At 70.6% G+C, this 18,779-nt stretch carries 17 protein-coding genes and 1 other RNA gene; all 18 read right to left on the bottom strand.

Annotated features, from left to right (window positions below; genetic code table 11):
* Positions 1–3: 3 nt before the first annotated feature.
* Entirely contained in the window at positions 4–966 is a 963-nt protein-coding gene (locus tag EJ913_RS00305) for a cell division protein FtsQ/DivIB (RefSeq protein WP_126993719.1), read from the bottom strand.
* Positions 951–1,898 (bottom strand): D-alanine--D-alanine ligase, encoded by a 948-nt coding sequence (locus EJ913_RS00300; RefSeq protein WP_126993717.1) that lies wholly within the window; start codon positions 1,896–1,898, stop codon positions 951–953. The genes EJ913_RS00305 and EJ913_RS00300 overlap by 16 nt, the downstream gene beginning before the upstream one ends.
* Positions 1,895–2,827: a UDP-N-acetylmuramate dehydrogenase gene (gene murB, locus EJ913_RS00295; protein WP_211098851.1), complete on the bottom strand. Its 933-nt coding sequence runs from the start codon at positions 2,825–2,827 to the stop codon at positions 1,895–1,897. The genes EJ913_RS00300 and murB overlap by 4 nt, the downstream gene beginning before the upstream one ends.
* A gap of 17 nt (positions 2,828–2,844) precedes the next feature.
* Positions 2,845–4,263 carry a UDP-N-acetylmuramate--L-alanine ligase gene (gene murC / locus EJ913_RS00290; RefSeq protein WP_126993713.1) on the bottom strand — a complete coding sequence of 473 codons (1,419 nt, stop codon included), beginning with the start codon at positions 4,261–4,263 and terminating at the stop codon, positions 2,845–2,847.
* 7 nt (positions 4,264–4,270) lie between these two features.
* Entirely contained in the window at positions 4,271–4,456 is a 186-nt protein-coding gene (locus EJ913_RS00285) for a hypothetical protein (RefSeq protein ID WP_244939192.1), read from the bottom strand.
* Positions 4,457–4,518: 62 nt separating this feature from the next.
* The gene (gene murG, locus EJ913_RS00280) at positions 4,519–5,700 is read right to left on the bottom strand and encodes an undecaprenyldiphospho-muramoylpentapeptide beta-N-acetylglucosaminyltransferase (RefSeq protein ID WP_126993709.1); all 1,182 of its coding nucleotides are present in this window, start codon (positions 5,698–5,700) and stop codon (positions 4,519–4,521) included.
* Positions 5,701–5,705: 5 nt separating this feature from the next.
* Positions 5,706–6,827 carry an FtsW/RodA/SpoVE family cell cycle protein gene (locus EJ913_RS00275; protein WP_126993707.1) on the bottom strand — a complete coding sequence of 374 codons (1,122 nt, stop codon included), beginning with the start codon at positions 6,825–6,827 and terminating at the stop codon, positions 5,706–5,708.
* Positions 6,824–8,260: a UDP-N-acetylmuramoyl-L-alanine--D-glutamate ligase gene (murD, locus tag EJ913_RS00270; RefSeq protein WP_126993705.1), complete on the bottom strand. Its 1,437-nt coding sequence runs from the start codon at positions 8,258–8,260 to the stop codon at positions 6,824–6,826. Before murD ends, EJ913_RS00275 begins: the two co-directional genes overlap by 4 nt.
* Positions 8,261–8,270: 10 nt before the next feature.
* Entirely contained in the window at positions 8,271–9,356 is a 1,086-nt protein-coding gene (mraY, locus tag EJ913_RS00265; protein WP_126993703.1) for a phospho-N-acetylmuramoyl-pentapeptide-transferase, read from the bottom strand.
* Between the two features lie 9 nt (positions 9,357–9,365).
* On the bottom strand, positions 9,366–10,859 hold the full coding sequence (locus tag EJ913_RS00260; protein WP_126993701.1) for a UDP-N-acetylmuramoylalanyl-D-glutamyl-2,6-diaminopimelate--D-alanyl-D-alanine ligase: 1,494 nt from the start codon (positions 10,857–10,859) through the stop codon (positions 9,366–9,368).
* The gene (locus EJ913_RS00255; RefSeq protein WP_126993699.1) at positions 10,856–12,343 is read right to left on the bottom strand and encodes a UDP-N-acetylmuramoyl-L-alanyl-D-glutamate--2,6-diaminopimelate ligase; all 1,488 of its coding nucleotides are present in this window, start codon (positions 12,341–12,343) and stop codon (positions 10,856–10,858) included. Before EJ913_RS00255 ends, EJ913_RS00260 begins: the two co-directional genes overlap by 4 nt.
* The gene (locus tag EJ913_RS00250) at positions 12,306–14,117 is read right to left on the bottom strand and encodes a peptidoglycan D,D-transpeptidase FtsI family protein (RefSeq protein WP_126993697.1); all 1,812 of its coding nucleotides are present in this window, start codon (positions 14,115–14,117) and stop codon (positions 12,306–12,308) included. Before EJ913_RS00250 ends, EJ913_RS00255 begins: the two co-directional genes overlap by 38 nt.
* Positions 14,114–14,848 (bottom strand): cell division protein FtsL, encoded by a 735-nt coding sequence (ftsL, locus tag EJ913_RS31435; protein ID WP_185909633.1) that lies wholly within the window; start codon positions 14,846–14,848, stop codon positions 14,114–14,116. The genes EJ913_RS00250 and ftsL overlap by 4 nt, the downstream gene beginning before the upstream one ends.
* The gene (gene rsmH / locus EJ913_RS00240; protein WP_126993695.1) at positions 14,845–15,828 is read right to left on the bottom strand and encodes a 16S rRNA (cytosine(1402)-N(4))-methyltransferase RsmH; all 984 of its coding nucleotides are present in this window, start codon (positions 15,826–15,828) and stop codon (positions 14,845–14,847) included. Before rsmH ends, ftsL begins: the two co-directional genes overlap by 4 nt.
* The gene (locus EJ913_RS00235; protein ID WP_338019138.1) at positions 15,828–16,274 is read right to left on the bottom strand and encodes a division/cell wall cluster transcriptional repressor MraZ; all 447 of its coding nucleotides are present in this window, start codon (positions 16,272–16,274) and stop codon (positions 15,828–15,830) included. Before EJ913_RS00235 ends, rsmH begins: the two co-directional genes overlap by 1 nt.
* 662 nt (positions 16,275–16,936) lie before the next feature.
* An RNA gene (rnpB, locus tag EJ913_RS00230) (RNase P RNA component class A) lies at positions 16,937–17,343 on the bottom strand.
* 89 nt (positions 17,344–17,432) lie between these two features.
* Positions 17,433–18,014 carry a Uma2 family endonuclease gene (locus EJ913_RS00225; protein WP_126993691.1) on the bottom strand — a complete coding sequence of 194 codons (582 nt, stop codon included), beginning with the start codon at positions 18,012–18,014 and terminating at the stop codon, positions 17,433–17,435.
* Positions 18,015–18,084: 70 nt separating this feature from the next.
* Complete coding sequence (locus tag EJ913_RS00220; protein WP_126993689.1) at positions 18,085–18,774, bottom strand: N-acetylmuramoyl-L-alanine amidase; 690 nt, start codon at positions 18,772–18,774, stop codon at positions 18,085–18,087.
* Positions 18,775–18,779 lie beyond the last annotated feature (5 nt).

The raw sequence follows: 18,779 nt of genomic DNA, 5'->3' as shown, positions 1-18,779 counted from the left end.
CGATCACGTCTTCTTGCCGTTCGGCTTCTTCTTGGACTCGTCCTCCCAGCCGGGAAGCTGGGCGGTGGCGTTGGTCTGCAAGACTGCACGCTCGGGCTGGCGCAAGTCGATGGCGACGATGTCGCGGTCGAGCACCTTGCCGGTCGCCTCCAGCTCCGCCAGCTGGCGCAGCGCCATCGGCATCCCGGCGCCCTCGGGCAGCTTCACCGTCACGCCGTTGTCCAGTTGCAGGTTCCAGCGGCGGTCGCTGATCCAGCTGGCCGAGGTGACGCGCGGCCGGATCGCCGGAACGCGGTCGAGCGCGGCCAGCAGCGACTGCACCTGCTGCGGCGCGTTGGCGCCGATCACCTGGGGCAGCGTGTCGATGCGCTGGTTGCCGCGCCGGGCCAACTCCACCGCGTCGGCCAGCGGGCGGCCGGCGCGGTCGATCACGGTGAACTGGCGGTCGTGCTGCCAGATCGCCATCGGCTGGCGCTCGGACAGGCTGATGTAGAGGATGCCCGGCAGGCGGCGCTCGACCGAGGCGCCCGACACCCAGGGCAGCTCCTCCAGCCGCTGCTTGGTCTCGGCGAGGTCGATGGCGAGGATCGGCTCGCCCCGGCGCACGCCGAGCGCCTCCATCACCGCCTCGCGCTCCGTCTCGGTGCGGCCGACGACCAGGATCTCGTTCAGCGTGAAGCCGAGCGCGCCGCTGGCGTCCATCACGCTCTCGCGCGCCGCCGCCACCGTCTCGGCGAGGCTGGCGCGCTTCCAGGCCGATCCGGCGGCGCCGGCCAGCAGCAGGACCGGCACCAGCACCAGCGCCGCCTTGACGGCGGGCCGGGTCCAGCGCGGCCAGGCGCGGCGGCGGTTGCCCTTCTGCGCCGAGGCGGCCATGGCGCGGGGCGGCGCCGGCATCTCGTCGCGGGGCGCGCGCCCGCCGAGCGTCGGGCGGAACTGCGGGTTGGCCATCAGGCGAGCTGACATCCGGCGTTCTCCACGAGCCAGCCGACCAGCGCGCCGTAGGAGATTCCCACATGCGCGGCCTGTTCGGGCACCAGCGACAGGGGCGTCATGCCCGGCTGGTTGTTGATCTCCAGGAAATACAGCCCGGCGCTTCCCGGCCGGCTGTCGTCCCAACGGAAGTCGCTGCGCGACACGCCCCGGCAGCCCAGGGTCTGGTGCGCCAGGATCGCCATCCGCTTGGCCTCCTCGGCGACATCCTCGGGGATGGCGGCGGGGATGGTGTGGACGGCGTGGCCGGCGCTGTACTTCGCCGTATAGTCGTAGACCTGGGCCTGGAAGACAATCTCCGTGACGGCCAGGGCGCGGTCGCCCATCACGCCGACGGTCAGCTCGCGGCCGGGGATGAACTCCTCGACCATCGCGCGCTCGCCGAAGGTCCAGGCGTCGCCGACCGGGCTGTTCTGCCCCTCGCGCACCAGGGTGACCCCGACGGTCGAGCCCTCGTCCACCGGCTTGACGATGTAGGGGGCCGGCATCGGGTGGGCGCCGCCGGTGATCTCGCCGCGCGTCACCACCACGCCACGCGGCGAGCGGACCCCGGCGGTGTCGAGCACCCGCTTGGTCATCACCTTGTCCATGGCGATGGCGGACGCCTGGACGCCGGAATGGGTGTAGGGCAAGCCCAGGAACTCCAGGATGCCCTGGATCGTCCCGTCCTCGCCGCCGCGCCCGTGCAGGGCGTTGAACACCACGTCGGGGCGCGGGTGGCTGAGCGCCTGCATCAGCCCGGCGAGGTCGCGCTGCACGTCCACGGCGGTGACGCGGTAGCCTTCCTCCTCCAGGGCCTTGGCGACGCCGGCCCCGCTGACCAGCGAGACCTCGCGCTCGGCCGACCAGCCGCCCATCAGGACGGCGACGTGCTTCTTGAAGGGGGGGAACAGGGCGTCGGTCATCGGGCGTCTCCGGTCGCCGGAACACCGACGCGCTTGATTTCCCACTCCAGCGTCACGCCGGAGGTCTCGAACACGCGGCGGCGGACCTCGTCGCCCAGCGCCTCCAGATCGGCGGCGCTGGCCGCTCCCTGGTTGATCAGGAAGTTGCAATGCTTCTCCGACACCTGGGCGTCGCCGATGGACAGGCCACGGCAGCCGGCCTTGTCGATCAGCTCCCAGGCCTTGTGGCCATCGGGGTTCTTGAAGGTCGATCCCCCCGTGCGCGAGCGGATCGGCTGGCTGTCGGCGCGCTTGTCCGCGATCTCGGTCATCCGCCGGGCGATCTCCAGCGCGTTGCCAAGCTCGCCGCGCAGGGTGGCGCCGGTGAAGACGCAGCCCTCCGGCACGGCGGCGTGGCGGTAGGTGAAGCCCATCTCTTCGCGGGTGAAGCTCAGCATCGCGCCGTCGCGGCCGACCGCCTGGGCGGAGACCAGCGCGTCGGCCATCTCGCGGCCGTAGGCGCCGCCGTTCATGCGCAGCGCGCCGCCGATGGTGCCGGGGATGCCGGACAGGAACTCCAGCCCGGCGATGCCGGCGTCGCGCGCCACGGTCGCCACGTTGAGATCGAGCGCGGCGGCGCCCACGGTCAGGGTGTCGCCCTCCGCGACGATGTCGGTGAAGCCGCGCCCGAGCCGGATCGTCACGCCGGGGATGCCGCCGTCGCGCACCAGCAGGTTGGAGGCGACGCCGATCACCGTCACCGGCACGTCGTGGGGCAAGGCCGCCAGGAAACCGGCCAGATCCTCGGGGTCGGCGGGGCGGAACATCACCTCCGCCGGGCCGCCGACGCGGAACCACGTCACCGGCGCCAAGGGCGCATCGGCGGTCAGCCGGCCCCGGCAGGCGGGCATCCGGTCGATCAGGTGGCCAGTCATGGGCCGTTCGGTCATGGAGGGAGCCGCCGCCGTCATGCCTTCGCCCCGTGCAGCGCGGTCAGCTCGCCCGGCAGCGCGTTGGCCCATTGGGTGATGTTGCCGGCGCCCAGGCAGACCACGAAGTCGCCAGGGTTCACCATCTCGTGGACGATCTGCGCCAGCTCCTGCGGGCCGTGCAGCGCCACGACGTGGCGATGGCCATGCATGCGCAGACCCTCGACCAGCGCGTCGCGGCTGACGCCCTCGATGGGCTGCTCACCGGCGGCGTAGACGTCGGCGACGATCACCGCGTCGGCGTCGTTGAAGCAGGTGCAGAAATCCTCGAACAGGGCGGCGAGGCGCGAGTAGCGGTGCGGCTGGACCACGGCGATGGTGCGGCCGGTTCCGGCGGTGCGCGCGGCCTTCAGCACGGCGGCGATCTCAACCGGGTGGTGGCCGTAGTCGTCGATCACGGTGACGCCGTTGGTCTCGCCGGTCTTGGTGAAGCGGCGCTTGACGCCCTGGAACTTCACCATGCTGTCGCGCATCACCACGTCGGGCAGGCCCATCTCGTTGCCCACCGCGAAGCAGGCCAGCGAGTTCTGCACGTTGTGCGGCCCGTGCATCGGCAGGCGCACCCCGGCGATGGCGCGGGTCTCGCCTGTGTGGCGGTCGTAGATCAGCACGTCGTACTTGGCGCCCTGCGGACCCAACTCGACGTTGACCGCGCGGATGTCGGCCTGCGGCGAGAAGCCGTAGGTGATGATGCGGCGGTCGGACACGCGCGGGATCATCGCCTGCACTTCGGGATGGTCGATGCAGAGCGCGGCGAAGCCGTAGAAGGGGATGTTCTGGACGAAGCTGTCGAAGGCGGCGCGCGCGTTGTCGAAGGTGCCGTAGAAGTCCAGGTGTTCGGGATCCATGTTGGTGACGACGGCGATGCAGGCCGGCAGCTTGGTGAAGGTGCCGTCGCTCTCGTCCGCCTCGACCACCATCCAGTCGCCGGTGCCCAGCCGCGTGTTGGAGCCGTAGGCGTTGATGATGCCGCCGTTGATGACGGTGGGATCGAGGTTGGCGTGCTCCAGCATGTGGCCGACCATCGAGGTGGTCGTGGTCTTGCCGTGGGTGCCGCCGATGGCGATGGCCCATTTCAGGCGCATCAGCTCGCCCAGCATCTCGGCGCGGCGCACCACGGGAACCAGCGCCGCGCGGGCGGCGACGACCTCCGGGTTGTCGCGCTTGACGGCCGAGGACACGACGATGACGGCGGCCCCGGCGATGTTCTCCGCCCGGTGGCCGATGGAGACGGCGATGCCGAGGTCGCGCAGGCGCTTGACGTTGGCGCTCTCCGCCAGGTCGGAGCCCTGGACCGTGTAGCCGAGGTTGCGCAGCACCTCGGCGATGCCGCTCATGCCGATGCCGCCGATGCCGACGAAGTGGATGGTTCCGATGGAGAGGGGAAGAGCGCGCATCTGAACTTTACTTTCCGCGGCGAAGCATCAGGCGAAGGGTGGCGTCCACCGCCTCGTCGGTGAGGTCGGAGGGCAGGGGCTTGGACCCATGAATGACATGCAGGCGGTCGCGGAGGAAGCCCTCGCCGACGATGGCGCGGGGCACCAGCGGGCAATAGGGCCGGTTGAACCAGCCGCCTTCCGTCCGCGTCATGTCCGCCGGGTAATCCCGGAGGGGACGTGGCGTCGGCCGCGTCAAATGGCGCATGACCTTGTTCATTCCGCTGCCCCCTTGGCAATGGTGTCGGCGTCGAGGTGGTGGGTTCCGTTGGCGCTGGCGTCGCGGGTGTTCAGCATGCTCAGCACGGCGTCGGCCAGCGACGCGGCGGCGTCGGCGCTACCCCAGCGGTGTGCGGCGGCGGCGGCGGCGGCCAGCGCGCCGGGCTCCGCCAGCAGGCCGGTCAGACGCTCGGCCAGAGTCTGCGCGGTGAAGTCCGGCTGCGCGACGAGCCACGCGGCGCCGGCCTCGGCCAGTTGGCGGGCGTTGGCGGTCTGGTGGTCGTCGGTGGCGTGGGGGTAGGGCACCAGGATCGCCGGACGGCCGACGCAAGTCAGCTCGGCGATGGTCGAGGCCCCGGCGCGGGTGACGGCGAGGTGGCAGGCGGCCAGACGGTCGGGCACGTCGCGGAAGAAGCTCTGCAACTCCAGCCCGCCGAGGCCCAGCGGGGCGAGGGCCTGCCGCGCGGCCTCCAGATCCTCCGGCCGGCATTGCTGCGACAGGTGGACGCGGGCGCGCAAGGCTTCCGGCAGGCGGACCAGCGCCTGGGGCACGATGTCGGAGAAGATCCGGGCGCCCTGGCTGCCGCCCATCACCAGCAGGTGGACCGGGCCGTCCCCGACGGGCGCGGCGTAGGACGCGTCGCGGCGGGCGGCGATGGCCGGGCGGACCGGGTTGCCGGTGCGGACGATCTTGGCGCGGTCGGCCTCGTCGATGCGGGTGACGCCGGTGAAGGCGACGGCCAGCCGCTTGGCCCCGGCGATCAGCATGCGGTTGGCGCGGCCGAGCACGGCGTTCTGCTCGTGCAGCAGCGCCGGGATCTTGGCGTGGGCGGCGGCGTAGACGGTCGGCACCGAGGGGTAGCCGCCGAAGCCGACGACCGCCGCCGGACCCAGCCGGCGCAGCAGCGCGCGCGCCTCCAGCAGCCCGAGCCCCATCTGGAGCGCCGCCGTCAGCTTGCCCAGGATTCCACTGCCGGGGGAGGCGGCGCGGATGCGGTGGACCGGCACTTCCGGCAGGCTGTCGCCGAAGGCGTGGCCGCGCCGGTCGGTGACCAGCGTCACGGCCCGGCCGCGCGCCAGCAGCTCGCGCGCCAGGGCCTCGGCCGGGAAGATGTGCCCGCCGGTGCCGCCCGCCGCCAGCACGATCACCTTGTGGGAGGACTCCATCGCCGCCGTCATCGCCGTCACTCCGTCGGGCCGTAGCGCTTGCGCGTCAGCGCCAGCACCATGCCCATGCCGAAGCCGAGCGCCAGCAGCGACGAGCCGCCGTAGGAGATGAAGGGCAGCGTCATGCCCTTGGTCGGCATCAGGTGCAGCGACGACCCCATGTTGATGGCGGCCTGGAGCCCGAACTGGATCAGCAGCCCGGCGGTCGCCAGCAGCACGAAATAGTTGCTGTCGTTGAAGACCCGCGCGAAGCCGCGCAGCACGACGAAGGCGAACAGGGTGATCAGCGCCAAGCAGAAGATCAGCCCCATCTCCTCGCCGGCGACGGCGAAGATGAAGTCGGCGTGGCTGTCGGGCAGCGAGAACTTCACCGTCCCCTGGCCCGGCCCGGTGCCGAGCAGCCCGCCGTTGGCGAACGCCTCCATCGAGCGGTTGACCTGATAGTTGTCGCCCGCCGCCGGGTCGAGGAAGCGGTTGATGCGGCTGGTGACGTGGGGAAGCGTGTAGTAGGCGCCGATCAGCCCGGCCACGCCCAGCCCGCCCAGTCCCATCACCAGCATGATGTTCAGCCCGGCCAGGAAGAACTGGGTGAACCACACCGCCGAGACGACGAAGGTCATGCCGAGGTCGGGCTGCAGGATCAACCCGGCCATGGTCAGGCCGTAGAGCGCGATGGACACCAGCGCGCCGGGGAAGCCGGGGGAGGTCTTCGACAGCGAGAACAGCCACGCGGCGACCACGGCGAAGGCCGGCTTGACGAACTCCGAGGGCTGGATCGACAGGCCGGGGATGTGGATCCAGCGCCGCGCGCCCTTGATCTCCACGCCGACGACCAGCGTCGCGTAGACCAGCAGCACCGCGATCACGAACACCCCCAGCGCCACCCGCCGCACCCCGCGCGGGCTGAGCAGCGAGACGCCGCCCATGATGGCGATGGCCGGGACCAGCATCATCAGATGCCGCTCGACGAAATAGAAGGTGTCCTGGATGCCGATGCGCTCGGCCACCGGCGGGCTCGCCGCCGTGATGAGGACGGTCCCGAGGAACATCAGGATCGCCACGGCGCCGAGCTGCCAGCGGTCCACGGTCCACCACCAGCGCCCGAAGATCGACTGGTCGGTGCGGTCGAAGGTGATCATTCGTCCGCGCTCCCGCTCTGTTGCTGGGCCTTGGCGATGGCGGCGGCGTAGGCGGCGAAGGCCTCCCCGCGCTTCTCGAAATTGGCGAACTGGTCCCACGACGCGCAGGCCGGCGACAGCAGCACGCAGGCGCTCGGCTTGGCCTCCGCCAGCGCGAGGCCGGCGGCCTTACTGGTGGCGATGTCCAGCGTCCCGCAGCGGGTGTGGGCGACGCCCTGGGCGTCGAGCCACGCGGCGAATTGCTCCTGCGCCTCGCCGATCAGGAAGGCGTGGCGGACGCGGCCCATGTAGCCTTCCAGCCCGGCGAGGCCGGTGTCCTTGGCCTGACCGCCGAGGATCCAGTAGATCGGGTCGAAGGTCGCGAGCGCCTTCTCCGTCGCGTCGGCGTTGGTCGCCTTGCTGTCGTTGACGAAGCGCACGCCGCCATTCCCAGTTGGGACGGTCGCGACCAGCTGCTGCCGGTGGGCGAGGCCGGGGAAGCTCTCCATCGCGGCGGCGATGGTCGCGGCGGGCACCCCGGCCGCCTTGCAGGCGGCGTAGGCGGCGGCGGCGTTCTGGTGGTTGTGGGCGCCCAGCAGCGCTGGGAAGCGCGCCAGCTCGGCCACCCGCTCGGCCGTTCCCTCGGTGTCGTCGACCAGCCAGCCGTCCTGGGCGTAGACGCCGCCGGCGACCGGGCCTTGCGCCGAGACCGGCCAGACGCGCTGGGCGCCGGTTTCGGCGAGGTCGTCGTAAATCTTGCGCGACAGCGCGTCGTCCACCCCGACCACCGCCGTCCGGTTGCCGGTCTGGCCCCGGAAGATCAGCTTTTTCGCCGCGACGTAGCCGTCCATCCCGCCATGGCGGGCCAGATGGTCGGGCGTGATGTTCAGCAGCACCGCCACGTCGAAGACGATGGAGTGGGTCAGCTCCAGCTGGTAGCTCGACATCTCCAGGATGTGGGTGCCGCCGCTGCCCAGCGGGTCGAAGCTCAGGACGGGCGTGCCAAGGTTGCCGCCGACGCGGATGGCGCGCCCGGCCGCCGCCATGACGTGGCCGATCAGGGTGGTGGTGGTCGACTTGCCGTTGGTGCCGGTGATGCCGATGAAGGCGGCGTCGCGCTCGGCCCGGCCCAGCAGGTCGACGTCGCAGACCGGCTCGATCCCGGCGGCGCGGGCGCGCAGGGCGACGGTGTGCGGTTTGGGGTGGGTGTGGGGGATGCCGGGCGACCAGACGAGGGCGGCCAGCCCCGCCAGATCAAAGCCTGACAGGTCGGCGGCGGCGAGATCGACCACGCGGAAACCATCCGCCTCGGCGGCGGCGCGCGAGGCGGGGTTGTCGTCCCACACCATCACGTCGGCGCCGCTGCGGCGGAGCGCCGTGGCGGTGGCGAGGCCGGACTTGCCCAGCCCCATCACCGCCACCGGCAAGCCGTCCAGGAACGCGAGGTCGATCATCGTCGGCTCCTCACCGCAGCTTCAGGGTGGAGAGGCCGACCAGCGCCAGGATCGACGCGATGATCCAGAAGCGGATCACCACGGTCGGCTCGGCCCAGCCCTTCTTCTCGAAATGATGGTGCAGCGGGGCCATGCGGAAGACCCGCTTGCCCGTGAGCTTGAAGGACGCGACCTGCACGATGACCGAAACCGTCTCCAGAACGAACAGGCCGCCGATGATGGCGAGCACGATCTCGTGCTTCGTCACCACGCTGACGGCGCCCAGCGCCCCACCGAGCGACAAGGACCCCGTGTCGCCCATGAACACCATGGCGGGCGGGGCGTTGTACCAGAGGAATCCCAATCCCGCACCAACAAGCGCGCCGCAAAACACCGCCAATTCACCGGACCCCGGAACATGGTGGATTTGCAGGTAGTTGGCGAAGATGGCGTTGCCCGACAGATAGGAAATCAAGCCGAAGCAGCCGGCCGCGATCATCGTCGGCACGATGGCCAGCCCGTCCAGCCCGTCGGTCAGGTTCACCGAGTTCGAGGCGCCGACCATGATGAAGGCGCCGAAAGGCACGAAGAACCAGGAGAGCTGGATCAGGAAATCCTTGACGAAGGGCACGGCGACGCCGCCCGACAGCGGCGGGGCCGAGATCCACATGATCAGCGCCGAGGCGGTCAGGCCGATGGCGATCTCCCAGCCCAGGCGGAAGCGGCCCGACAGACCCTTGGTGTTGCGCTGGGTCAGCTTCAGGTAGTCGTCGCCGAAGCCGATCAGGCCATAGCCGATGGTCACCAGCAGCACGACCCAGATGTAGGCGTTGGTCAGATCCGCCCACAGCAGGGTGCTGACCGTCATGGCGATCAGGATCATCAGCCCGCCCATGGTGGGCGTGCCCTTCTTCTTGAAATGGGTCTCCGGCCCGTCGGCGCGGATGGGCTGGCCCTCGCCCTGCTTGCGCTTCAGCCAGGCGATCAGGCTGGGAAAGCACAGGAAGCTGATGACCAGCGCGGTGATCATGGCTCCGCCGGTCCGGAACGTCAGGTACCGGAACAGGTTGAAGGGCGTGAAGACGTCGGCCAGCGGGAAGAGGAGGTTGTAAAGCATCGAATCCTGTCAGCCTCGCGGGCCGTTCGCGGCCTGGGGCTGTGCCGTGGTGGAGGTGGAGGGGGAGGCGTCGCTGCGGCTGTCGAGCGCGGCGAGCGCCTCGACGATCAGCCCGGTGCGGCTGCCGAGCGAGCCCTTGACCATCGCCACGTCGCCGCCCTTGACGGCGGCGGTCACGATGGGGGCCAGCTCGACGCTGGTCTCGGTCCAGGCGCCGCGCATGGCGGCGGGCAGGCGGTCGAACAGGGCGCGCATGTGGGGGCCGCAGGCGTAGACGGCGTCGACGTGGGCGGCGATCAGCGGCTCGGCCAGCGCGGCGTGCAGCGCGTCGGCGCGCTCGCCCAGTTCGCGCATGTCGCCGAGCACGGCGATGCGCCGCCCCCCGGCGCCGGGGTCGAGCGTGCCCAGCACCTCCAGCGTCGCGGCCATGGCGGCCGGGCTGGCGTTGTAGCTCTCGTCGATCAGGGTGAAGGCGCCCCGCGTCGCGTGGATGCGCTTGCGGGTGCCGCGCCCCTTGACCGGTTGCAGGGTGGCCAGCGACCGGGCCGCCGTGGCGACATCGGCGCCCAGCGCCTTGACGGCCAGCAGCACGGCGAGGCTGTTCATCACCCAATGCCGGCCGGGCAGGGACAGGCAGTACTGGATGCGCTCGCCGTGGATCGCGGCGGTCACGGCGCTGCACGTCGCGTGCAGCGACACGTCGAGCAGCCGCGCCTCGGCGTCGTCCTGGGCGCCGAAGCTCCAGATCCGCGTCAGGCCCTGGGCGCGGGCGGCGTCGCGTAGCCGGGCGAATTGCGGGTTGTCGCGGTTCAGCACGGCGACGCCGTCGCGATCCAGCCCCTCGAAGATCTCGGCCTTGGCGTCGGCGATGGCGTCGACCGAGGCGAAGAACTCCAGATGCGCGGCCTCGACGTTGGTGACGATCGCCACATGCGGGCGGACCTGACGCGACAGCGGCCCGAGTTCACCCGCGTGGTTCATCCCCAGCTCGAACACGCCGTAGCGGCTGTCGACCGGCAGGCGGGCCAGCGACAGCGGCACGCCCCAATGGTTGTTGAGGCTGCCCTCGGTTGCGTAGGTGGCGCCTTGGGCGGAAAGGACGTGGCGCAGCGTCTCCTTGGTGCCGGTCTTGCCGACCGAGCCGGTGACCCCGACCACCCGCGCGTCGCAGCGGGCGCGGCCGGCGGCGCCCAGCGCCCCCATGGCGTCCAGCGTGTCGCCGGCCAGCAGCAGCGGCGCGCCCTCGCCCAGCCCGTCCGGGACGTGCGAGACCAGCGCCGCCGAGGCGCCGGCGGCCAGCGCCGCGCCGACGAAGGCGTGCCCGTCGAAGTTCGGTCCCTGCAACGCCACGAACAGGTCGCCGGGGGCGACCTTGCGGCTGTCGATCGACACGCCGGTGGCGGTCCAGCCGGCGGCCACGCCCGTCCGGCCCCCGGTGGCGGCCAGGGCGTCTTCGGCGGTCCAGAGGACCGGCTTGGGGAGCGTCGTCGCGTCGTCGCTCATGATCCAACCTCCGCTACGGCTTTCCGGGCCTCGTCCGCGTCGTCGAACGGACGGATTTCGGTGCCGATCGTTTGTCCCTGTTCATGGCCCTTGCCGGCGATCACCAGCACGTCGCCGGGCTGGAGCCCGCGCACCGCGACCCGGATGGCCTCGGCGCGATCCCCGACCTCCTCCAGCTTGGCCCGCCCGCCCGCCAGCACCTCGCCCCGGACGACGGCCGGATCCTCGGTGCGGGGGTTGTCGTCGGTGACGATGGCGCGGTCGGCCAAGCGGGCCGCCAGCTCCCCCATCACCGGGCGCTTGCCCCGGTCGCGGTCGCCGCCGCAGCCGAACACCGTCACCAGATGGCGGCCGGCATGCGAACGCAGCGCCGTCAGCACCGTTTCCAGCGCGTCGGGCGTGTGGGCGAAATCGACGTAGACCGCCGCTCCGTTCGGGTGGGTGGCCACGTGCTGGAGCCGGCCCGGCACCCCCTCCAGCGAGGAGAGCGCCGCGACGGCCCCGTCGATATGGGCGTCCGTGTCCGCGCCCGCCCCGATGACCAGACCCAGCGCGCACAGCACGTTCCAGGCCTGGAAGCGGCCCGCCAGGGGCAGGTCCACGGTGACGTCGCGGCCGAGCACGGTCAGGGCGAGGCGCTGGCCATGCGCCAGCGGCTCCACCCCGTTCACCCGCAGCTCGGTGCCGGCCAGACCATAGGACAGGAGGCGGTGACCGCGTTGGGTACAAAGGTCGGCGAAATGTTGGAAGTCGTAGGAATCGGCGTTCAGCACGGCGGCGGCGCCCGGCGGCAGCACGCGGCCAAACAGCATCGCCTTGGCGTCGCGGTAGGCCTCCATCGACCCGTGATAGTCGAAATGGTCGCGGGTCAGGTTGGTGAAGCCGGCGGCCTTGAGCGCGACGCCGTCCAGGCGGAACTGCTCCAGCCCGTGGCTCGACGCCTCCATCGCCAGATGGTCGATGCCGGCGCTGGCGACGGCGGCCAGATCCTTGTGGAGCGTCACCGGGTCCGGCGTGGTCATCCCGCCATAGCCGTCCAGCCCCGGCCCGATCAGCCCCAGCGTGCCGAGGCTGGCCGCCTTCAGGCCCAGCCGCTCCCAAATCTGGGCGGCGAACTGAACGGTGGAGGTCTTGCCGTTGGTGCCTGTGACGGCGATCACTGTGCCGGGCTGGCGCCCGTGGAAGGATGCCGCCATGCGGGCGAAGGTCAGGCGCGGTTGCGCGGCGGTCACCAGCACGGCGCCGGATCCGTCGAGCGACCCGGCCGGCAGCTCCGTGCCCTCGGCCGCCAGGATGGCGGCGGCGCCCTTGGCGAGCGCGTCGGCGATGTAGGCGCGTCCGTCCGCCTTCGCGCCGGCCAGGGCCGCAAAGACAAAACCGGGCTTGACGGCCCGGCTGTCGGCGGTCAGCCCGGTCACCTCCGGATCGCGCGATCCGGTGACGGTGTCAGCGCTGCTGCTTGGCAGGAGGTGGGAAAGACGCAACGGTGCTGCCCTTCGCGGTTGTGGCGGTGGCGGGGGGATGCGGCGGCGCCACCCAGTTGGTGGAGCCGGCGGCGTTCAGGAAGGTCGCGTTCAGGATCTCGGGCGAGGCCTCGTCCTGGATCGGCACGTTCAGCAGCGGGCCGACCTGCTTGATGATCCGCCCGACGGCGGGGGCGGCGACCCAGCCGCCGGTGGCGTAGCCGTAGGTCTTCGCCGTCGCCTTCGGTTCGTCGACCAACACGTAGACGATGTAGCGCGGGTCGTTCATCGGGAACGCGCCCAGGAAGGACGACATGCGCGAGTTCTTCTGGTAATGGCGGCCCTTCTGCTTGTCGGCGGTGCCGGTCTTGCCGCCGACGACGTAGCCCTTGACGCCCGCCGACTTGCCGGTGCCTTCCGTCACCACGAAGCGGAACATCCGGCGCATCATCTCGGAGGTCTGGCGCGAGACCACCTGTTCGCCGGGAACCTCGGCGCCGGGCGCGCGTTTGATGAGCGTCGGCTGGTGCATGACGCCGCCGTTGATCACCGACGCCGCCGCCGTGACCGTGTGCATCGGGCTGACCGAGATGCCGTGCCCGAAGGAGATCGTCATGCTGTTGACTTCGCGCCACGGGTTGGGCACCAGCGGCCAGCCGTTCTCCGGCAACTCCAGGGCGGTGGGCCGGGTGAAGCCCATCTTCGCCATGAAGGCCTTCTGCGCCGGGATGCCGACCTGCTGCACCATGCGGACGGAGCCGAGGTTGGACGAGTGCTGGAACACCTCCGCCACCGTCAGCGCGCGGCCGAGGCCATGATACTCGTTGATGGTGAAGCGCCCGATCTTGATCGGGTGGATCGCGTCGAAGTAATCCGACACCTTGATCTTGCCGGATTCGAAGGCCAGCGCCGAGTTGAAGATCTTGAAGGTCGAACCCATTTCGTACACGCCGAGCGTCGCCCGGTTGAACAGCGTGTCGGGGTCGAGGCCGGTCGGGTCCTGGGGATCGAAGTCGGGCAGGGAGGTCATCGCCATGACCTCGCCCGACCGCACGTCGAAGATGATGCCGGCGGCGCCGATGGCGCTGAATTCCTGCACCGTCGCGGCCAGTTCCTTCTTCAGGACGTGCTGGAGCCGCAGGTCGATGGAGAGTTGCAGCGGGGTGGCCGGATCCTCGGTCAGCCGCTTGTTGAAGGACTGCTCCAGCCCGGACAGGCCGTTGTTGTCGACGCCGGTGAAGCCGACGACGTGCGAGGTCAGGTTGCCCGCCGGGAAGAAACGCCGCTCCTCCCGCTCGAAGGACACGCCGGGGATGCCGAGACGGTGGACGGCGTATTGCTGCTTGGGGGACAGGTTGCGCTTGAGCCAGACGAAGCGCTTGTCGCCGCTGAGCTTGGCGTAGACGTCCTTGTAGTCCAGCTCGGGCAGGGCGGAGACCAGCTTGCGCGCGGCTTCCTCCGGCCGCGAGACCAGCTTGGGATCGGCGTAGAGCGACTGGGTGACCAGGGAGGTCGCCAGCAGGTTGCCGTTGCGGTCGAGGATGTCGGCGCGGTTGGTGGTCGTGCCGTCGACCTCCAGCGCGTGGTGCTGGCGCGGCTCCCCCGCCGGGACGAAGACGGTGGCGGCGACCAGCTTGACGCTGATCGCGGAGAAGACCGCCGTGACCACCGCCGCCGTGACCATGAGCCGGTAACGGCTCTGCTCCATCGCGACGGCCAGCGTCGTCCGCGGCCGGGAGGCCGGCGGGGGCTGAGTGTCCTGCGGGGCTTGGCCGTAGGGCGGCGGCTGGGTCATTGGTTGGCACCCAGGCGGGCGACCAGCAGGCCCAGGCTGTCGGTGGGCTTGGGCGTGTACGCTTGGCCCTTCACCGGGGTCAGCTTGATCGGGGCGGGCATCGGACGCGACGCCACGTCGGTCGGACGGTTCAGCGACGGCAGCGGCGCGTTGGGCGCCAGCTTGCCCGGCGTCGCGGCGGCGGGGGCCGGCGGCGACGGGGGCAGCGCCGGCGCGCGGGCCGAGGCGGGCACCAGGGCCGACGGCTTGATCGGCGCCGCCCGGACCGGGGCGGGGACGGGCAGGGAGGCCGGCGTGATGACCGGCGCCTTCTCCAGCGCGGCCTCCATCGGCACCCGGGCCGAAGGCACGCGGGCCGACGCGAGCTGCGGCGCGGCAAGCCCGGCCATCGGCGGCGGCACCGGCGTCAGGCCACGGCCGGGAACCGGCGCCGGAACGGCGTCGGGCGCCGGGGCGGGGCGCATCGGGATGGTGTCGAGCGCCAGGAACTGCCGCGCCTCGATCGGTTGCAGGGCGAGGTGGGCGGTGGCCAGCTCCTCCAGCTTGGTCGGGTCGTTCAGGTAGCTCCACTCGGCCTTGAGGACCTGGATGGATTCCTGCTCGGTCACGATCTTGCGGTTCAGCCCGGCGAGCTTGTCCTCAAGATCCTGAACGTCGTAGCTGGTCTGGAACAGAACCCCGCCGGCGGCGGCGATCAGACCGCCCCAGAACAACCAGGTCTTGCCTTTCATGCCGCCTCCTTGCCGGACGCCGGAAAGCCGGGCGCCTCGGTGCGTTCAGCCGCGCGCAGCCGGGCGGACCGGGCGCGGGGGTTGTGTCGGGCTTCGGCCTCGCTCGCGGCCTGCGGCTTGCGGGACAGGAGGCGGAAGGATGGGGCGAGCGCCGCGGCCGGGGCCGAGGGCGTGTGTCGGGACGGGGAGGGCGGCGGCGAGGAACGCTCCTTCAGGAACGTCTTGACCTCGCGGTCCTCCAGCGAATGGAAGGAGACGACGGCCAGCCGGCCGCCGGGGGCCAGCAGCGACTCGGCGGCGGCCAGCCCGCGCCGGAGTTCGCCCAGTTCGTCGTTCACATGGATGCGCAGCGCCTGGAAGCTGCGGGTCGCCGGGTCGATGGCGTCGCCCTTCCCCTTCGGCACCACCGCGCGGACGACGTCGGCCAACTGCTTGGTGCGCAGGATGGGGGCGGTCTGGCGCGCGGCGACGATGGCGCGGGCGACCTGGTAGGCCCGGCGCTCCTCACCCAGGTGGTAGAGGATGTCGGCCAGTTCCGATTCGTCGGCGTGGTTGACCACGTCGGCGGCGGTCGGCCCGTCGCGGCCCATCCGCATGTCGAGCGGGCCGTCGAAGCGGAAGGAGAAGCCGCGCTCCGGCTCGTCGATCTGGGGGGAGGAGACGCCGACGTCCAGCGCGATGCCGTCCACGCCCGCGACTCCGCGCTCGCCCAGCAGTTGGGCCATGTCGCCGAAGCAGCCCTCGATGACCTCCAGCCGGCCGGGGAAGCGCTGGGCCAGGGCCTGCCCGCGCTCGATCGCCGCCGGGTCGCGGTCGATGCCCCAGACGCGGCAGTCGGCCGACTCCAGCAGGGCGCGGCTGTAGCCGCCGGCGCCGAAGGTGCCGTCGACATAGACGCCGCCGTCGCGCGGCGCGAGCGACTCGACGACCTCGTGCAGCAGCACCGGGATGTGGGGGGAGGGGGCGGGAGACTCGGTCATCAGGCGTCGCCCCCGTTGCGGGCGGCGGCGCCGCGCGACGCCTTGGCGACGATCTGGCTCAGCGAGATGTCCTTGCGCACGACCTGCTCGCGCAGCGCCGCCTCGTGGGACTTCAGCGCCTCGGGCTCCCAGAGCTGGAAGGTCTTGCGGCGGCCGATGAAGGAGGCCTCCTCGCCGATGCCGGCGAATTCGGCGAGTTCCCGGGGCAGGACGATGCGGCCTTCGGCGTCGAGGGAGACGGGGACGAGCTTGCCGAAGATGAAGGTCTCAATCATGTCGCGTTCGTCGGCGTCGAGGTCAGGGGATTCGAGGCTGTCGGACAGGACGTCGAGATAGTCCTGGTCGGCGCCTTCGAGGGCTTGGTGGTTGAGCGAGGGCCAGAGATACACGGTGGTGGGGGCCGAAGTCTTGGCAAGCGACTGCCGGAACTGCGCCGGGATCGACACGCGTCCTTTCCTGTCAACCTTGTTGACGTATGTGGACAGGAAAACGGCCATTGGCCCGGTGGTCCCCCCTCCAGCTACCTCCCGCGCGGATCACCGCCCCGCGCCAGCCCTGCCCCAGCTCCTCCCCGCCGGTGTTAACCAGATTGGGTAGGAGCCCCCCTTAAATGGGCATTCTTGGGATAGCATGGGACGGCATGGGCGTCAACGGGACCCTAGTATTCAAAACGGCGTGTCAAGACTTTTGGCCCGTGGTGTGGCTTTGGCGCAAATATGGGAGCCATTTCTCCGAGTCTCAGCAGTATTTCGTGAACGCCCAAGGGTGTGGATAAGGTTATCCACAGCAGTTCGGTGATTGTTCCAGGCATTTGTGCGAATTCATCCGAGTCATAACATTGTCACGGCCCGAATCGATTCATCCAAACGGGCTATTCCTTAGGAGCGGAATAGCCGGTCGGCCATGGGACGGCATGGGAAACCGCCCCACAGTTATCCACCGCCTGTGGATCGTTCTGGGGACAAGGTGAACGAATGGCGGAAACGCTGGGGTCGGGTTGGGGATGGCCGGTGTGAATGAAGCGTGGACTGTGGAGCGGCATACCGTCGCGCCCGCTTCGGTCGGCGGCCGCCCATCCCGGAAGGGTGGGATGGGTCCGCATGGGAAAAGCGCCAGATGGCCTGTAAGCCGGGTTCTGTGTCCCGGACCCGAAGGTCCGGGCGATGGCCATTCGTCTGGGACGCCGGTTGCCCGGACGCCTCGCGCGACCAACCCGAGCGGCGGCGCGGAAACGCGCTTGGCCCCATGCCATCCCGTTTGACGGGGATGGATGGCCGGGCCGCTCCTATTCGGTCTTGCTCCCGGTGGGGTTTACCGTGCCGTTCCTGTTGCCAGGAACGCGGTGCGCTCTTACCGCACCCTTTCACCCTTACCGGTGTCGAAACACCGGCGGTCTGCTCTCTGTGGCACTGTCCCTAGGGTCGCCCCCGCCGGCCATTAACCGGCACCGTGTTTCCGTGGAGCCCGGACTTTCCTCCCCCGGTTTTCACCGAAGGCGGCCATCCAGCCATCTGGCGAGGCCGTTCTTATAGAGTTGCGGCGGTGGGGGCAAATCCCAAATCGACCCGCTTTCCGAATCCTTTGCGTGGAGTCGCCAGTTCGGATCATCCCGCCGGATCGGGGCCGAGTTCGACGTTGGCGTAGAGCGCCGGCAGCGGGATTTCCACGGCGACGCTGTCCAACCGCAGCACGGCGTCGGAGTCGACCAGCAGGTCGGATTGCCAGCGCGTGTCGTCGAGCCGGCGGTGAACCTCGACGAAGAGGAAGTCGCTGTGGACCAGCACGATCTCCTGCACCGAGGGGATCGCGCGGTAGACCGGCAGCTTGACCTTGCGGTCGTGGTCCTCGGTGGAGCGCGACAGCACCTCGACGATCACCACCGGGTTGGGCGTGTCGTATTGCCCATGCCGGTGCGGCGTGCAGGTGACCGCGAGGTCGGCCTGGAAATAGCTGCGGAAGCTGTTCGGCTTGAGAATGCCGGCTTCGGAGCGGGCATGGCAGGGCGGGCGGGCTTCCAACGCGTTGCCGATGTGCCGGCCGATGTTGCCGGCGATGATCTGATGCGCGCCGTAGCTGGGCGCCATCGCCACCGGGACGCCGTCGATCAGTTCATAGCGCGTGTCGGTGCCGTCGCTCCAGACGAGGAACTCGTCCAGCGTCATGCGCTTGAAGGCCAACTCCGACATGACGCTCTCCAGCCCTGTCCGATGCGACGCTCTTAATATAAGCGAGGAACCCCGCTTCGGCGAGGCGCGATCAGCGCCCGGTCATGCGCAGCAGCGCGCGCAAACGCCGCACGGTCTCCCCGTCCGGCGTGCCGTCCAGCCTTTCGGGGTGGAAATGCCGCTGGAAGGCCAGAAGCGCTCTCGGTTCGGCGGGGTCGTACCCATAGCGTCCCAGCAGGGCCGGGATCTCCCCATCCGTCCAAGGCCCGTCGTCGGCCTGGGACGGCGTGGGCCACAACCCGATTCCCTGCGCGGCGAGGCCCGGCCAGTCGAACAGCTCGCCCGGATCCTCCTTGCGCGCCGGGGCCACGTCGCTGTGGCCCAGCACGTCGGCGGCGGCGATGCCGTGGCGCGCGACGATCTCCCGGCACAGCGCGGCGACCGCCGCCATCTGCGCGGCGGGGAAGGGGCGGTAGCCGAACTCGTGGCCGGGGTTGACGATCTCGACGCCGATGGAGCGCCCGTTCACGTCGCCCAACCCCCGCCAGCGCGACACCCCGGCGTGCCACGCCCGGCGGTCCTCGGGGACATGGGCGTAGACGGTCCCGTCCTCGTCCACCGTGTAATGGGCGCTGACCTGGGCGGCCGGGTCGCAGAGCCGGGACAGGGCGTGGGCCGCCGTGGGCATGCCGGTGTAATGGAGGATCAGCAGCTCCGCCCGCGCGCCGTCGGGCCGGGGGCCGTGGTTGGGGGAGGGGCGGTCGATCCTTTCCCCCGTCATGTCGG

It is taken from the genome of Azospirillum doebereinerae, assembly GCF_003989665.1.
Lineage (GTDB): Bacteria > Pseudomonadota > Alphaproteobacteria > Azospirillales > Azospirillaceae > Azospirillum > Azospirillum doebereinerae.
Note: the sequence above shows the minus strand (reverse complement) of the source record. Positions and strands in the feature narration are given on the sequence as shown.

Excerpts from the sequence above, each read along its gene's own strand:
- EJ913_RS00300 (WP_126993717.1), bottom strand. The coding sequence starts at position 1,898 with ATGACCGACGCCCTGTTCCCCCCCTTCAAGAAGCACGTCGCCGTCCTG.
- EJ913_RS00275 (WP_126993707.1), bottom strand. The coding sequence starts at position 6,827 with ATGATCACCTTCGACCGCACCGACCAGTCGATCTTCGGGCGCTGGTGG.
- murB (WP_211098851.1), bottom strand. The coding sequence starts at position 2,827 with ATGACCGAACGGCCCATGACTGGCCACCTGATCGACCGGATGCCCGCC.
- rsmH (WP_126993695.1), bottom strand. The coding sequence starts at position 15,828 with ATGACCGAGTCTCCCGCCCCCTCCCCCCACATCCCGGTGCTGCTGCAC.
- EJ913_RS00220 (WP_126993689.1), bottom strand. The coding sequence starts at position 18,774 with ATGACGGGGGAAAGGATCGACCGCCCCTCCCCCAACCACGGCCCCCGG.
- EJ913_RS00250 (WP_126993697.1), bottom strand. The coding sequence starts at position 14,117 with ATGACCCAGCCGCCGCCCTACGGCCAAGCCCCGCAGGACACTCAGCCC.
- murG (WP_126993709.1), bottom strand. The coding sequence starts at position 5,700 with ATGACGGCGGCGATGGAGTCCTCCCACAAGGTGATCGTGCTGGCGGCG.
- EJ913_RS00285 (WP_244939192.1), bottom strand. The coding sequence starts at position 4,456 with ATGACGCGGACGGAAGGCGGCTGGTTCAACCGGCCCTATTGCCCGCTG.
- EJ913_RS00260 (WP_126993701.1), bottom strand. The coding sequence starts at position 10,859 with ATGAGCGACGACGCGACGACGCTCCCCAAGCCGGTCCTCTGGACCGCC.
- EJ913_RS00225 (WP_126993691.1), bottom strand. The coding sequence starts at position 18,014 with ATGTCGGAGTTGGCCTTCAAGCGCATGACGCTGGACGAGTTCCTCGTC.
- murD (WP_126993705.1), bottom strand. The coding sequence starts at position 8,260 with ATGATCGACCTCGCGTTCCTGGACGGCTTGCCGGTGGCGGTGATGGGG.
- mraY (WP_126993703.1), bottom strand. The coding sequence starts at position 9,356 with ATGCTTTACAACCTCCTCTTCCCGCTGGCCGACGTCTTCACGCCCTTC.
- ftsL (WP_185909633.1), bottom strand. The coding sequence starts at position 14,848 with ATGAAAGGCAAGACCTGGTTGTTCTGGGGCGGTCTGATCGCCGCCGCC.
- murC (WP_126993713.1), bottom strand. The coding sequence starts at position 4,263 with ATGCGCGCTCTTCCCCTCTCCATCGGAACCATCCACTTCGTCGGCATC.
- EJ913_RS00305 (WP_126993719.1), bottom strand. The coding sequence starts at position 966 with ATGTCAGCTCGCCTGATGGCCAACCCGCAGTTCCGCCCGACGCTCGGC.